Below are 12,859 nucleotides of genomic sequence, written 5' to 3'. Positions count from 1 at the left end.
CCCGATGGCCCACGGCTTTCCCCTTCAGTTGCTGCTCGACCGCGCGCAGGAAGACCTCGATTCGGCCGCGAAGCAGCTCGGCAACGCGCAGCGCGAGCGCACCGCGGCGGCCGAACAGCTCGACGCGCTGCTGCGCTATCGCGACGAATATCACGCTCGCTTCGCGCAATCGGCGCAGAGCGGGATGCCGGCCGGCAACTGGCGCAATTTCCAGGCGTTCATCGACACGCTCGATGCGGCGATCGCGCAGCAGCGCACCGTGCTCGCCGCGGCCGAAGTCCGCATCGACGAGGCGCGCCCGAACTGGCAGCAGAAGAAACGTACCGTCGGCTCGTATGAAATCCTGCAGGCGCGCGGCATCGCGCAGGAAGCGCGGCGCGACGCCCGGCGCGAACAGCGCGACGCCGACGAACACGCCGCGAAGATCCTGCGCATGCGGGCCGACGCGGCCCGTTCGTCGTAACCGACCACCGCATTCGAACGAGAGAACCGCCATGCCTCCCCTGCCCCTGCTCGGTGCGCTGCTCGACACCGCCGGCGCCGCACTCAAGGCCGCTCGCGGCTCGGGCGCGTCCGCCGCCAACGATGCGTCGGCCGCCGCGAGCGCCGTGCCGTTCGCGCAGACGCTGAAGCAAAGCGTCGCCACGCGCGGCGATACGGCCAACGCCGGTACACCGGACGTGTCGACCCAACAGGTTTCGTCGAAGCCGGCCGCCGGCGCGAAGCCGTCCGGCACGAACGACGACGACGCGACCGACGATACGACCGCGAACGCCGCCGCCAACCCCGATGCCGCAGCACTCGCGGCCGCCGCCGCCGTACAGGCGCAACTGCAGGCACGCCCGGACCCTGCGACGCCGGCCGACGCGGCGAGCGCCGCTGCCACGACGCAAAAGACGGCCGCGTCCGGCCAGCCGGACGCCACGGCGATGCTCGCCCACCACGCGGGCCAGGACGCGGCCGCCGAGCCGAGCGATCCGGCATCGAGCCGCGACGCGCTGCAAGCGGCGCTCGCCAGGCTGACGGGCGGCGCGGGCGCGATCGCGATGCCGGCGACCGGCGCGGCCGCCTCCGCCACGCCGACGGCGCCGGCAGCGACCGCGTCGATCGCCGCCGCGCCGCCGACGCCGAAAGTGCCGACCTTCGACCGCACGCTCGCCGACGCGAAAGGCGCGCTCGCCTCCCAGCAGACGCCGACTCCGCTCACGCAGCAAGCGCTGCAGGCCGACGCGAACGCGCAGTCCGGCTCACAGCACGCGCTCGCGGCGGCCAGCAACGCGACGGACCCGGCCGCCAGCGCGACGCTCGCGGCCGGCGCAACGGCGGCCGCCGCCGCGCAGGCGAACCTGCAACTGTCGCCGGCCGCCGGCGCGATCGCCGCCGCCAACGCGCACGCGCTCGCGCCGCACGTCGGCACGGCCGACTGGACGGATGCGCTGAGCCAGAAAGTGGTGTTCCTGTCGAATGCGCACCAGCAGAGCGCCGAGCTGACGCTCAACCCGCCCGATCTCGGGCCGCTGCAGGTCGTGCTGCGCGTCGCGGACAATCACGCGCACGCGCTGTTCGTGTCGCAGCACGCGCAGGTGCGCGACGCGGTCGAAGCCGCGCTGCCGAAGCTGCGCGAGGCGATGGAAGCGGGCGGGCTCGGGCTCGGCAGCGCGACCGTCAGCGACGGCGGCCTCGCTTCGCAGCAACAGCAGCCCAACCCGCAGCAGACCTTCGCCGGCGGCCAGTCGTCGCGACGCGGGGCCGGCGGACCGTCAACCGTCGATGCACCCGCCGACGCCGCGCCATCCGCACCGGTCGCCGCACGCGCGAGCCGCGCCGGCCTCGTGGATACGTTTGCCTGAGCATGACCGCCGCCGTGCGCGCCGCGTCTAGCGGCCGTGCACCGCGGCAGCCGCCTCGCCGCGCGGCACGCCGCCCCGACGTGCCGCGACGATGAAGTCGGCTGCGCGTTCGCCGATCATCACCGACGGCGCATTCGTGTTCCCGCCGATCAGCGTCGGCATCACCGACGCATCGACCACGCGCAGCGCGTCCACGCCGCGCACGCGCAGTTGCGGATCGACGACCGCGCGCGCATCGGCGCCCATCCGGCAGGTGCCGACCGGGTGATAGATCGTGTCCGCATGCGCGACGATCGTCGCGCGCAGTTCCGCTTCGCTCTGGTCCGGCCGCGTGTACAGCTCGCGCCCGCCCTGCGACGCGAGCGGCGCCTGCGACAGGATGCGCCGCATCGCCTGCGCGCCGCGCACCAGCAGGTCGAGATCGCGCGAATCGCTGAAGAAGCGCGGATCGATCAGCGGCGCGTCGCGCGCATCGCCGCTCGCGAGCGCGACCGTGCCGCGGCTGAACGGCCGCAATGCGCACACGTGCAGCGAATAGCCGAAACCCCAGTGCATCTTGCGGTTGTGATCGTCGACGAGCGCCGTGCAGAAATGCAGTTGCAGGTCGGGACGCTCGAGCGACGGATCGCTCTTGATGAAGCCGCCGGCCTCCGCGACGTTGCTCGTCATCATCCCCGTGCGGCTCGAGAAATAGCGCGCGAGCGCCGGCGTCATCTTCGCGATGCCGCGCAGGCACACGCCGACCAGCTCCGACGAATTCACGCGCGTGTTGATGATGAAGTCGATGTGGTCGATCAGGTTCGTGCCGACGTCCGGCGCATCCTGCACGACCGCGATCCCGTGCCGGCGCAATTGCTCCGCCGGGCCGATCCCCGAACACATCAGCAGTTGCGGCGAATTGAACGCGCCGGCCGACAGGATCACTTCCGCGCGCGCGCCGAGCGTCTCGATCCGCCCGTTGCGCGACACGACGACGCCGACCGCGCGCTTGCCGTCGAACCCGACGCGCAGCGCCGTCGCATCGGTGATCACGTGCAGGTTCGGCCGGTTGCGGCCGTAGATGTACGCGCGCGCCACGCTGCAGCGCGAGCCGTCGCGATGCGTGACCTGATAGAAGCCGACGCCTTCCTGCGTCGCGCCGTTGAAGTCGTCGTTCAGCGGATAGCCGGCCGCGTGCGCGGCCTGGATGAATCGTTCGGAGAACGGATTGCGAAAGCGCAGATCCGACACCGACAGCGGGCCGTCCGCGCCGTGCCACGCGTCGGCGCCGCGCTCGTTGCCTTCCGCGCGGCGGAAATACGGCAGCACGTCCTGCCAGCCCCAGCCGGTCGCGCCGAGCTGCGCCCACTCGTCGTAGTCGCCCGGGTGGCCGCGCGTGTAGATCATCGCGTTGATCGCGCTCGAGCCGCCCATCCCGCGCCCGCGCGGCTGATACCCGCGCCGCCCGCCGAGGCCCGGCTGCGGCACCGTCTCGTAGCCGTAGTTGGTGCCGAGCTTGAACGGCACCAGCGCCGCGATGCCGACCGGCATGTTGACGAGCGGGTTGCGCTCCGTATGCGAGCCGGCCTCGATCAGCGCGATCGTCGCATCGGGGCAGGCATCGGCGAGACGGCCGGCGAGGCTCGAGCCGCCCGAACCGCCGCCGACGATGATGTAGTCGTATTGCATGTCACGTCTCCGTCGTGTCATGGAAGGCGCCCGGCACCGCCGCGCGACCGCGTCTCCTCTTGTGTTCGGGCATTGTAGGAATGGCCGTCGCGTGCGCGGCGCGCGGATTCAAGAGCGATTCCTCTAAACGCCCGCGTGAACTAAATTTAAGATGTACCGATACGCTTCGCGCGATGCACCGGCCACGAGAAGCCGATTCGTCGCGAAACGGGAGGAACGACGATGCAGCGCCGGATTCTGCAGGCCGCGTGTCGACCGGGTGATCGCGAGGTCGCGCGCGCGGCCCGCATTTCATTTCAAACGACGGCCCGCGCGACGATGCTCGGCATCATGCGTGCGGTCGGTCGAAATCGAACGGCGCGTGTCGTCGTCGACCGTTTGGACGGTGAGTCGGCGCCGCTGCACGATGCACGGCGGCGCGCGGTCGCATACGCGTCGCGCTACCCGGTTGCGGTGCGCGGGCAGACGATCGCGAGAAGGTATCGCGTGCCCGCTCGTCACCGTATCGAGTCGCGCGCGCAGGCCGTGCGGCACGATTTTCGGGCGCGCGCACCGTCGCGCGGATACGACGCCCACCGCGTGCCGCCACCGGTTTTCGAGCACCCGTCGCATCCGGCCCCGTGCCGCGCGACACGCATCACCCGATCCGCGTCGCCGCGCTCGCCGAGCGTGCGCGTGCGGCGTGACGGCCGGCCGATCGGCCTGGCCCAACTGGAGGAGACGACATGAAGAACGACCTGCCCGAACTGGCCCCGCAAGCACTGCCGTCGGTCGATGCGCTGACGTCGCTGCTGCACGACCAGCGCGCGGCGTACCTGCGCGCACCGTACCCGGCATGGGACACGCGTGCACAGCACCTGCGCGCGCTGCGCACGATGCTGATCGACCACGCGGACGCGCTCGCCGACGCGATCAGCGCCGATTTCGGCCATCGCGCGAAACAGGAAGTGCTCCTGTCGGAAATCTGGATGGCGAAGGAAGAGATCGACGACGCGCTGAAGCACGGCAAGCGCTGGATGAAGCCGATCCGCAAGCCGATGAACAAGTGGCTGCGCCCGGCGCGCGCGAAGGTGATCCCGCAACCGCTCGGCGTGGTCGGCATCGTCGTGCCGTGGAACTACCCGGTGCTGCTCGCGGCGGGCCCGCTGATCTGCGCGCTCGCCGCCGGCAACCGCGCGATCGTCAAGATGTCCGAACTGACGCCGCGCACGTCGGCGCTGTTCGAGCAGCTCGTCGGCAAGACCTTCGCGCGCGACCACGTCGCGGTCGTGAACGGCGACGCGGAGGTCGGCGCCGCGTTCAGCGCGCTGCCGTTCGATCACCTGCTGTTCACCGGCTCGACGCACGTCGGCCGCCACGTGATGCGCGCGGCCGCCGACAACCTCACGCCCGTCACGCTCGAGCTCGGCGGCAAGTCGCCGGCGATCGTCGGTCCGAATGCGCGCTTCGACGCGGCCGTCGACGCGATCGTCGCCGGCAAGACGCTGAACGCCGGCCAGACCTGCATCGCGCCCGACTACGTGCTGCTGCCGCGCGGGATGGAAGGCGCGTTCATCGAACGCGCGCGGACCCGCTTCGCGAAGCTGTATCCGGACCTCGCGGCCAACGGCGACTACACGACGATCGTGTCGCCGCGTCACTACGCACGCCTGCAGCAACTCGCGAGCGACGCGCAGGCAGCCGGCGCGCAATTGCATCCGCTGTCCGACGCGCAGTCCGATCCCGTGTCGCGCCGCTTCGTGCCGTGCGCGGTCACGCAGGCGCCGGCCGCGTCGTCGCTGATGCAGGAGGAGATCTTCGGGCCGCTGCTGCCGCTCGTGCCATACGAGCGGCTCGACGAGGCGATCGCGTACGTCAATGCGCGCCCGCGTCCGCTCGCGCTGTACCTGTTCGACGAGGATCGCGGCACGATCGACCGCGTGATGCGCGAAACGGTCTCGGGCGGCGTATCGATCAACGAAACGCTGATGCACATCGCGTGCGGCAGCTTGCCGTTCGGCGGCGTCGGGGCGAGCGGCATGGGCGCGTATCACGGCTACGACGGCTTCGTGACGTTCTCGAAGATGAAGCCGGTGCTCACGCAAGCGCGGCTGAACGCACGCAACCTGCTCGCGCCGCCGTACGGCAAACGCTTCGCCGCGCTGATCAAGCTGATGCTGAAATTCTGAGCCGGCCGGGCCGCACGCGTCGCGTCGCGGCCCTTGCGAGCCTGACGCGCGGCACCACGCCACGCCGCGCACGCAGCCGTCACACCGGCCAGAGCGGCCCTTCCTGCATCGCACCGATTTGCTCGCGCAATTCGAGCACGCGCGCTTCCCAGTAACGATGCGTGTTGAACCACGGGAAGGCGGCCGGAAACGCGGGATCGTCCCAGCGCCGCGCGAGCCACGCCGCATAGTGGATCAGCCGCAGCGTGCGCAGCGCTTCGACCAGATGCAGCTCGCGCGGCTCGAATTCGCAGAAATCCTCGTAGCCGGCGAGCAGGTCCGCCAGCGCGCGCGACGCGCCTTCGCGATCGCCCGGCAGCAGCAGCCACAGATCCTGGACGGCCGGCGCCATCCGGCTGTCGTCGAAGTCGACGAAATGCGGGCCGGCATCGGTCCACAGCACGTTGCTCGGATGACAGTCGCCGTGCGTGCGCAGCAGGCGAACCGCTCCGGCGCGCTCGAACGCGGCCTCGACGCCTTCGAGCGCGAGCGCGACCGCGCTCGCGTACGCCGGTCTTACGTCGTCCGGAATGAAATCGTGCGCGAGCAGATAGTCGCGCGGCTCGTAGCCGAACGTATCGATGTCGAGCACGGGACGCGCGACGTACGGCTGCGTCGCGCCGACCGCATGAATGCGGCCGATGAAGCGGCCGAGCCATTCGAGCGTGTCGCTGCGGTCGAGATCGGGTGCGCGGCCGCCGCGCCGCTCGAAGATCGAGAAGCGGAAACCGTCGAACGCGTGCAGCGTGCGGCCGTCGAACGATCGCGCGGGCACCGCCGGAATCTCGCGCGCGGCGAGTTCGGCGACGAACGCATGTTCTTCGAGAATCGCGTCGTCCGACCAGCGCGCCGGGCGATAGAACTTCGCGACGACCGGCGGGCCGTCTTCGATACCGACCTGGTAGACGCGGTTTTCGTAGCTGTTGAGGGCGAGCAGGCGCCCGTCGGTGCGCAGGCCGGCCGGCATCAGCACGCTGTCGAGCGCGTCGAGCACGCATTCGGGCGTGAGGCCGGCGAACGGCGGGCTGGCGGGAGAAGCGGGAGCGGAAGTGGCGTCTGTCATGCCCCGCATTGTGCCGTCAGCCGGACCGAAAGACGAGCGTCCGGTGCGATGCGCCAGGGCATGTTCACGCTGATAACGGACTTGCGCCGGCCCCATGGATGAATTTCTCCAAACGGGAGAACGCGCCCTTCCGCCCGCATGGCGGCGTCGTTCGTCGTTGCAATAGCGACGGCTATTGCGCCTCCTCTCTTCTTGCACGCGCCCGAAGGAAGTCCCCTTGGGGGACGGGCGCAAAGGTGCGTTCGCCAGCCCGTTACAAGCGCGAACAGGCCCTAGTGAAGCGCCGCGCCGGCCGGCAGGACGGATTCGCCGGTGTCGATCAGATCCTCGAGAAAGAACGGCTCGGTGTTGAGTTCTTTCGACTCACCCGGCACGCCCGCGTACCAGGTCACCATGGCCATGTCGCCCAGGATGCGCTGGACGATGCCGCGCGCGCCTTTCGGCACCGCGATATGGGTAGTGCAGACGATCGACCCGATATGCATGATGGTTCCCCACTCTTGAATCTTGAAACCCGGCCCGCTGGCGAGCCGGCAAATGCACGATCCGCGCCGCTCTCGGCGGAGCGTTGCGCGTGATCCCATTGTTCACGGTTTATCGAAGCACGAAAAGAAGAAGAAGCACGCGAAGTGCCGCGAATTCGTCGAATGTCTCCAATCCACCACTGCGCCGGGCGCGTACTGATCCGCCCGGTTACCCCCATCATACCCTGTCGAATGTGACCGCCCGCCGAAACCGCCCGGCAGCGCCGCGCGCACGGATTGACGCCACATGCGTACCGCTTCGCTTCTGCCGCGCGGGATCATCGGCACACGCGCCGCGATCGGCGCCGACTTCGCGTCGCGCGCACCGCATGCCGACCGCTTTTCACCCGTTTGCGCATGCTGGCGTGCGCAGCGGCCGGCGCACCGGTGTCGGCCCGTATCGACGCAACATGTCGCTCGCGATATGCAGCTGCCGACAAGGCGTTGCGTTCGGCGGTTGTCTTGCGGTACCTTAGGCTTTCGTTCGCGTTCACTCGCATTCCGACACGATGCCTCCGCTCACGTCCGCCCTTGCCCAATCCCGGCCGCAGTTCGACTCGCGGCCGCAGGCGTGCGCGCATCCGTCGGTCCTTCCCCCTCCTGTCGCACCGCCGCCCGTCAGCGCTGCGCCGCCCCCGCCGGCGGCACGCGTCGGCTGACCGGCCGGCTTCCGTTTTCGTCTTCCATTCGCCTCGTTGGCTGCAGGTGCGTGCGTCGCGACGCACGGCATGTTGCTGCGCGCGCGGATGGAACGTTTCGATCCGTTCGACAGGTGGATTCACATGGTTTCGTTCAAACGCGCGCTCGCCGCGCATGGCGCGACGTCGCTCTTCGTGCTGCTGTGGAGCAGCGGGGCGATCTTCGCTGAACTCGGTCTGCGTCACGCATCCGCGTTCGTCTTTCTCACTGCCCGTTTCGCGCTCGCATCGCTCGTGCTGCTCGCGCTGGCCTTCGTGCGCAAGCACTGGCTGCCGCCGCGCGGCGAGCGGCGCATGGCTGTGCTGACCGGCTTGCTGATGATGGGCGGCTATTCGATCTTCTACCTGCTCGCGCTCGAGCGCGGCATCGCGCCCGGCGTGCTCGCGACGATCCTCGGCGTGCAGCCGATCCTCACGCTCGCGATCGTCGAGCGTCGCTGGCAGCCGGTGCGCATCGCGGGGCTCGCACTGTCGCTCGCCGGCCTCGCGCTCGTCGTCGGGCGTGGCGTGAGCGACATGAGCGGCGGGAAGGGCGGCCTGTCGGCTGCCGGCATCGCGTGCGCGCTCACGGCGCTCGTCGCGCTGACCGTCGGCTCGCTGCTGCAAAAGCGCGTCCGCGCGGCGCCCGCCGACGTGCTGCCGCTGCAGAATGCGATCGGCCTCGCGCTGTGCATCGCGATCGCGCCGTTCCGGCCGGTGTCGTTCGACGCGAGCTGGGCGTTCGTCGTGCCGCTGCTGTGGCTCGGCATCGTGATTTCGGTGATCGCGCAACTGCTGTTCTACCGATTGATGCAGCGCGGCGATCTCGTGAACGTGACGAGCCTGTTCTATCTCGTGCCCGTCGTCACCACGCTGATGGATGCCGTGTGGCTCGGCAACCGGCCCGAGCCGCTCGCGCTCGCCGGCATGGGCGCGATCGTCGCCGGGCTCGCGCTCGTGTTCCGCGCGCCGGCCGGCCGCCCGCACCCCGAGCGCGCGTGAGCGGGGCGGGCCGCCGCGCCTGCGGGGGCGGCGGCCCGCATCGGACACATACGACGATTCCGCGAAAATCGAAAGGAACGGGAAAGATGCGTGCAAGGCGTTCGTCTTGCTTGCACGAAAAACGCGTGCTTCTCGGGGTTTTCCGCTGATTTTTAATGGTTCGGATAGCGAAAAACGCCGCCGGTTGCCTATACTCGAATGGACGGCCTGCACGTAACGGGCCGGACCCATACTAGAAACGCCCGGCATGGGACCGGGGTGAGCGTACGCATGCCGACTTCGGCCGACATCCCGCGAGGATGGAGCCCAGGCAAGCACCGAAACGCCCACTTCGGTCGACACTGGAGACACGCATGACGACCTATTTCACGATCGGCGACTTCATCCTGTTGATTCCGATGGCGCTGGCCGGAGCGCTATTTCTCGGCGCGGTGCCGTGCGCGACCCAATTCCGTCACAACCTGCTGCGCGTACTCGGCGTCATTCTCGGCGTCGGTGTCGCGGTGCTGCTCGTTGAAGGCCTGCCTGCGCTGATCTAGCGCGCCGCCAGTGCGCGACGTGCGTCGCTGCATCGCAGCGACGCGACGTACGGTCCGCGAGCCGGCGGCACGGCACGCGATGTTTCGCATGCCGTATCGACTCCCGATCAGATCGCCTGATCGGTGGACGGCTTTTCCCACAGATTGATGCCGCCTTCCGTCGCGTAACGATCGATCTCCGCGAGCTCCTCCGCCGAGAATTCGAGGTTCTTCAACGCACCGACGTTCTCGCGCACCTGCTCCGCGCGGCTCGCGCCGATCAGCGCGGACGTCACGCGACCGTGACGCAGCACCCATGCCAGGGCCATCTGCGCAAGGCTCTGCCCGCGCCGTTCGGCGATCGTGTTGAGCTTGCGCACATGCTCGAGGTTGTCCGCGCTCAGGTGTTCCTGCTTCAGCGAGCCGCCGCCCGGCTTGTTCACGCGCGCGTCGGCCGGCACGCCATTCAGGTACTTCGACGTCAGCAAGCCCTGCGCGAGCGGCGTGAACGCGATGCTGCCCGCGCCGACGTCGTCGAGCGTGCCGAGCAGGTCGCGCTCGATCCAGCGGTTCAGCATGTTGTACGAAGGCTGGTGAATCAGCAGCGGCACCTTGTATTGCGCGAGCAGCTCGGCCATCTCGCGCGTCTTCGCGGCCGAATACGACGAGATGCCGATGTAGAGCGCCTTGCCCTGCTGCACGGCCGACGCGAGTGCGCCCGCCGTTTCCTCGAGCGGCGTGTGCGCGTCGAATCGGTGCGAATAGAAGATGTCGACGTAGTCGAGCCCCATCCGCTGCAGGCTCTGGTCGAGACTCGCGAGCACGTACTTGCGCGATCCGCCGCCGCTGCCGTACGGCCCCGGCCACATGTCCCAGCCGGCCTTCGTCGAGATCAGCAGCTCGTCGCGATACGGCCGGAAATCCTCTTTCAGCAGCCGGCCGAAATTGATTTCGGCGCTGCCGTACGGCGGCCCGTAGTTGTTCGCGAGGTCGAAGTGGTTGATGCCGAGGTCGAACGCGGTGCGCAGGATCTCGCGCTGCGTCGAGATCGGCGTCGAGTCGCCGAAGTTGTGCCACAGACCCAGCGACAGGGCGGGCAGTTTGAGCCCGGATTTGCCGCAGGTGCGGTATTGCATGTCGGCATAACGTTCGGAAGCTGCTTCGTAGGCCATGAGTCTGTTCCGTCAGGACATCGGGGGAAGGGACGCGCGCCGGCCGCGCACGTGGCGCGCCGGCGGCGAAGGAGTCATACGACGACTATGGTAGCGAAAGCGGCCGGATCGCGCACGGCGGCACGGCGATGGACGCGACCGCGGCCGTCGCCTACACTGCGGCGTCTCGAATCACCGTTTCAGCGAGGTTGGTATGTCCCGGGTCATCTCGGTTGCACTGCTCGTCGGCGGCATCGTGCTGCTGTATTTCGGCGGCCAGTCGTTCCATTCGATCAACGACAACGTGTCGCGCTTCTTCACCGGCTCGCCCGCGACGAAGACGATTCTGCTGATCGTCGGCGGCGCCGTCGCATCGTTCGCCGGCCTGATCGGCCTCGCGATGCCGGGCAGCAAGCGCTGATCGCTGCGCATCGCGACGCCCGCACGCCCCGCCTCGCGCGCGCGGGCACCAAACGAAACGGGCGGCCACGCCGCCCGTTGCTTCATTCGCCCGCGATGCGGCGCATCGCGTGACCGGAGGCGGCAACACCCTGCCGCGCAGATCCCGACCTAGAACTGCACTTCCGGCTTCGACGCCGAGCGTGTGCCGGGCACCGGCCGGTTGCTTGCGCCGTGATACGTGTACACGAGCGAGAACTTCACCTGGTCGGAACGGTTCTGCCCGGCCGAATGCAGCGTGTTGCAGTGAAAGAACACGACGTCGCCCGTCCCCAGCGACGGACACGTGGCCGCGTCGATCATCCTGCGGTTTTCCGGCAGATCGCCGCGGAAGAACTTCGCGTCGTCGAACGCTTCCGGCCCGAATTCGGCCGTATGCGAACCGGGCACGAGCCACAACGCGCCGTTCTCGTTGGTTTCAGGCCCGAGGGCGAGCCACACCGACACCATGTCGGGACGCTCGAACGCCCAGTAGCGGAAATCGCGATGCCAGCCGGTCAGGCTGCCGTACGCCGGGTGCTTCGTCATCATGCAGTTGTGATGCGCGCGCGACAGCACGGGCTCTTCACCGAAATACTCGCGCATCCACGCGCCGATTTCAGGGGCGACCGCGCGCTCGGCAAACGCCGGATCGCGCGAATACGCGTCGAGCAGCCGCCGCACCGTATGCCCGCCCGGCGCATGCTTCGATTCGGGCGCGCCCGGGTAGCGCAGGTCGGCCTCGAACTCGATCGGCTCGGCGGCCTCCCGCAACTGGCGCTGCGCGATCTGCCTGAGCGCCGCGCACTGCGCCTCGCCGACGAGGCCGCGCGCGACGACGAAGCCGCGCTCGCGCAATTCCGCGACTTGCGCGCGGATCGATTCCGACTGCAATGGAGACGACATGGGATGCCAGACGTTTATTGTGTGAATGTGACGATTGTAAATCGGCGCCGGATACCGCGAACAGCACCATTGTCGTGCGCAGGGGCATGCCAATCGCGGCTTTGATCCGGGTCAAGGGAACTGTGCGACGCGGCACCTGCCTCAGCGACAGGCGGTATGCGGCACACGCGTTGCGGCACAAGGGTTTATCGCGACTTTTGCCCGTCACGAAACCCCTGTAGCCTGACGCGGCCTGTCAATTCTGGCGGGGGCGGCGCGCAGCGGGATCCGATAAGATCCGTTGTGCCATCCGAGGCCGTTCATACCAGTGCGCTCTTCAGGGCGCCATCCATACAAGCGAAGCATCGTTCACATGCCATTCCGTCTGACTTCCCGTTTCAACCGCGCTGCGAAGCGTGTCGTGCCGTCCGCTCCCGCCCGCTCGCTGCGCCATCACCGCGCACGCACGCAGGCGCTGGCCGAGCGTACGCCCACGCACAGCCGGTTGGACGGCATCCGTGCGTGGTTCCACGCGTTTTTCTCGATGATGAGCGCGCAGACGTTCGCGCGCCGCGCCGGCCTGCGCTCGCTGCTGCAGAAGCCGTCGTCGCTGCGCGCGCTCGCGCTGCGCCGCACGCTCGGCCCGCAGCGCCGCGTCAACCGCCCGCGCCGCCTCGCGGCGAGCAACGGCTGGTTCGGGTTCGGCGCACGCTGAGCGAGTGGCTGGCGGGCATGGCCCGCACCGATCGCCGCCATTGCATCGGCGGCCGAAATCCATAAAAAAACCCCGGCCTGGCCGTAATGCCGTTCAGTTAAGGTTCCGAGTCAAGTATCGAACGGTGTAGCGGAACGGTCTGGACTTGACGGCCCGAGCGC

The 12,859-nt window shown here is 68.9% G+C and carries 12 protein-coding genes; 7 read left to right on the top strand and 5 right to left on the bottom strand.

The window, feature by feature from the left end; translation table 11 throughout:
- Nucleotides 1–4: 4 nt before the first annotated feature.
- Nucleotides 5–463 (top strand): flagellar export protein FliJ, encoded by a 459-nt coding sequence (fliJ, locus tag WS96_RS13990; RefSeq protein WP_059833223.1) that lies wholly within the window; start codon nucleotides 5–7, stop codon nucleotides 461–463.
- A 31-nt stretch (nucleotides 464–494) separates the two neighbouring features.
- The gene (locus tag WS96_RS13985) at nucleotides 495–1,850 is read left to right on the top strand and encodes a flagellar hook-length control protein FliK (protein ID WP_059833221.1); all 1,356 of its coding nucleotides are present in this window, start codon (nucleotides 495–497) and stop codon (nucleotides 1,848–1,850) included.
- A 27-nt stretch (nucleotides 1,851–1,877) separates the two neighbouring features.
- On the opposite strand, the gene WS96_RS13980 is transcribed toward WS96_RS13985, so the two are convergent.
- Nucleotides 1,878–3,518 (bottom strand): GMC family oxidoreductase, encoded by a 1,641-nt coding sequence (locus WS96_RS13980; RefSeq protein ID WP_059833219.1) that lies wholly within the window; start codon nucleotides 3,516–3,518, stop codon nucleotides 1,878–1,880.
- A 725-nt stretch (nucleotides 3,519–4,243) separates the two neighbouring features.
- Between WS96_RS13980 and WS96_RS13970 the strand changes: the two genes are divergently transcribed.
- On the top strand, nucleotides 4,244–5,686 hold the full coding sequence (locus WS96_RS13970; protein WP_034208655.1) for a coniferyl aldehyde dehydrogenase: 1,443 nt from the start codon (nucleotides 4,244–4,246) through the stop codon (nucleotides 5,684–5,686).
- A gap of 79 nt (nucleotides 5,687–5,765) precedes the next feature.
- On the opposite strand, the gene WS96_RS13965 is transcribed toward WS96_RS13970, so the two are convergent.
- Both WS96_RS13965 and WS96_RS13960 read right to left on the bottom strand, forming a co-directional pair.
- Nucleotides 5,766–6,788 carry a serine/threonine protein kinase gene (locus WS96_RS13965; protein WP_080747826.1) on the bottom strand — a complete coding sequence of 341 codons (1,023 nt, stop codon included), beginning with the start codon at nucleotides 6,786–6,788 and terminating at the stop codon, nucleotides 5,766–5,768.
- Between the two features lie 272 nt (nucleotides 6,789–7,060).
- The gene (locus WS96_RS13960) at nucleotides 7,061–7,273 is read right to left on the bottom strand and encodes a hypothetical protein (protein WP_006477514.1); all 213 of its coding nucleotides are present in this window, start codon (nucleotides 7,271–7,273) and stop codon (nucleotides 7,061–7,063) included.
- Between the two features lie 821 nt (nucleotides 7,274–8,094).
- Between WS96_RS13960 and WS96_RS13955 the strand changes: the two genes are divergently transcribed.
- The gene (locus tag WS96_RS13955; protein WP_059833310.1) at nucleotides 8,095–8,991 is read left to right on the top strand and encodes a DMT family transporter; all 897 of its coding nucleotides are present in this window, start codon (nucleotides 8,095–8,097) and stop codon (nucleotides 8,989–8,991) included.
- Nucleotides 8,992–9,344: 353 nt separating this feature from the next.
- Nucleotides 9,345–9,530 carry a hypothetical protein gene (locus WS96_RS13950; protein WP_006482800.1) on the top strand — a complete coding sequence of 62 codons (186 nt, stop codon included), beginning with the start codon at nucleotides 9,345–9,347 and terminating at the stop codon, nucleotides 9,528–9,530.
- Nucleotides 9,531–9,637: 107 nt separating this feature from the next.
- Here WS96_RS13950 and mgrA read toward each other — a convergent pair whose 3' ends face one another.
- Nucleotides 9,638–10,681, bottom strand: coding sequence for an L-glyceraldehyde 3-phosphate reductase (gene mgrA / locus WS96_RS13945; protein ID WP_034208657.1), 1,044 nt, complete (start codon nucleotides 10,679–10,681; stop codon nucleotides 9,638–9,640).
- Nucleotides 10,682–10,874: 193 nt separating this feature from the next.
- On the opposite strand from mgrA, the gene WS96_RS13940 reads away from it, so the two are divergent.
- Nucleotides 10,875–11,081: a DUF3185 family protein gene (locus tag WS96_RS13940; RefSeq protein ID WP_034208658.1), complete on the top strand. Its 207-nt coding sequence runs from the start codon at nucleotides 10,875–10,877 to the stop codon at nucleotides 11,079–11,081.
- Nucleotides 11,082–11,230: 149 nt separating this feature from the next.
- Here the strand turns inward: WS96_RS13940 and WS96_RS13935 are convergent, their stop codons facing one another.
- Complete coding sequence (locus WS96_RS13935) at nucleotides 11,231–12,004, bottom strand: phytanoyl-CoA dioxygenase family protein (RefSeq protein ID WP_059833215.1); 774 nt, start codon at nucleotides 12,002–12,004, stop codon at nucleotides 11,231–11,233.
- 352 nt (nucleotides 12,005–12,356) lie between these two features.
- Here WS96_RS13935 and WS96_RS13930 point away from each other — a divergent pair, with 352 nt between their 5' ends.
- Nucleotides 12,357–12,698, top strand: a complete 342-nt coding sequence (locus WS96_RS13930) for a hypothetical protein (RefSeq protein WP_059833213.1) — start codon at nucleotides 12,357–12,359, stop codon at nucleotides 12,696–12,698.
- Nucleotides 12,699–12,859 lie beyond the last annotated feature (161 nt).

This window comes from Burkholderia sp. MSMB1835, assembly GCF_001526365.1.
GTDB lineage: Bacteria > Pseudomonadota > Gammaproteobacteria > Burkholderiales > Burkholderiaceae > Burkholderia.
The sequence above is the reverse complement of the archived record's forward strand: the minus strand, read 5'-3'. Positions and strand labels throughout refer to the sequence as shown.

Coding starts and splice junctions, on each gene's coding strand:
- fliJ (WP_059833223.1), top strand. CDS start 5: ATGGCCCACGGCTTTCCCCTTCAGTTGCTGCTCGACCGCGCGCAGGAA.
- WS96_RS13985 (WP_059833221.1), top strand. CDS start 495: ATGCCTCCCCTGCCCCTGCTCGGTGCGCTGCTCGACACCGCCGGCGCC.
- WS96_RS13980 (WP_059833219.1), bottom strand. CDS start 3,518: ATGCAATACGACTACATCATCGTCGGCGGCGGTTCGGGCGGCTCGAGC.
- WS96_RS13970 (WP_034208655.1), top strand. CDS start 4,244: ATGAAGAACGACCTGCCCGAACTGGCCCCGCAAGCACTGCCGTCGGTC.
- WS96_RS13965 (WP_080747826.1), bottom strand. CDS start 6,788: ATGACAGACGCCACTTCCGCTCCCGCTTCTCCCGCCAGCCCGCCGTTC.
- WS96_RS13960 (WP_006477514.1), bottom strand. CDS start 7,273: ATGCATATCGGGTCGATCGTCTGCACTACCCATATCGCGGTGCCGAAA.
- WS96_RS13955 (WP_059833310.1), top strand. CDS start 8,095: ATGGTTTCGTTCAAACGCGCGCTCGCCGCGCATGGCGCGACGTCGCTC.
- WS96_RS13950 (WP_006482800.1), top strand. CDS start 9,345: ATGACGACCTATTTCACGATCGGCGACTTCATCCTGTTGATTCCGATG.
- mgrA (WP_034208657.1), bottom strand. CDS start 10,681: ATGGCCTACGAAGCAGCTTCCGAACGTTATGCCGACATGCAATACCGC.
- WS96_RS13940 (WP_034208658.1), top strand. CDS start 10,875: ATGTCCCGGGTCATCTCGGTTGCACTGCTCGTCGGCGGCATCGTGCTG.
- WS96_RS13935 (WP_059833215.1), bottom strand. CDS start 12,004: ATGTCGTCTCCATTGCAGTCGGAATCGATCCGCGCGCAAGTCGCGGAA.
- WS96_RS13930 (WP_059833213.1), top strand. CDS start 12,357: ATGCCATTCCGTCTGACTTCCCGTTTCAACCGCGCTGCGAAGCGTGTC.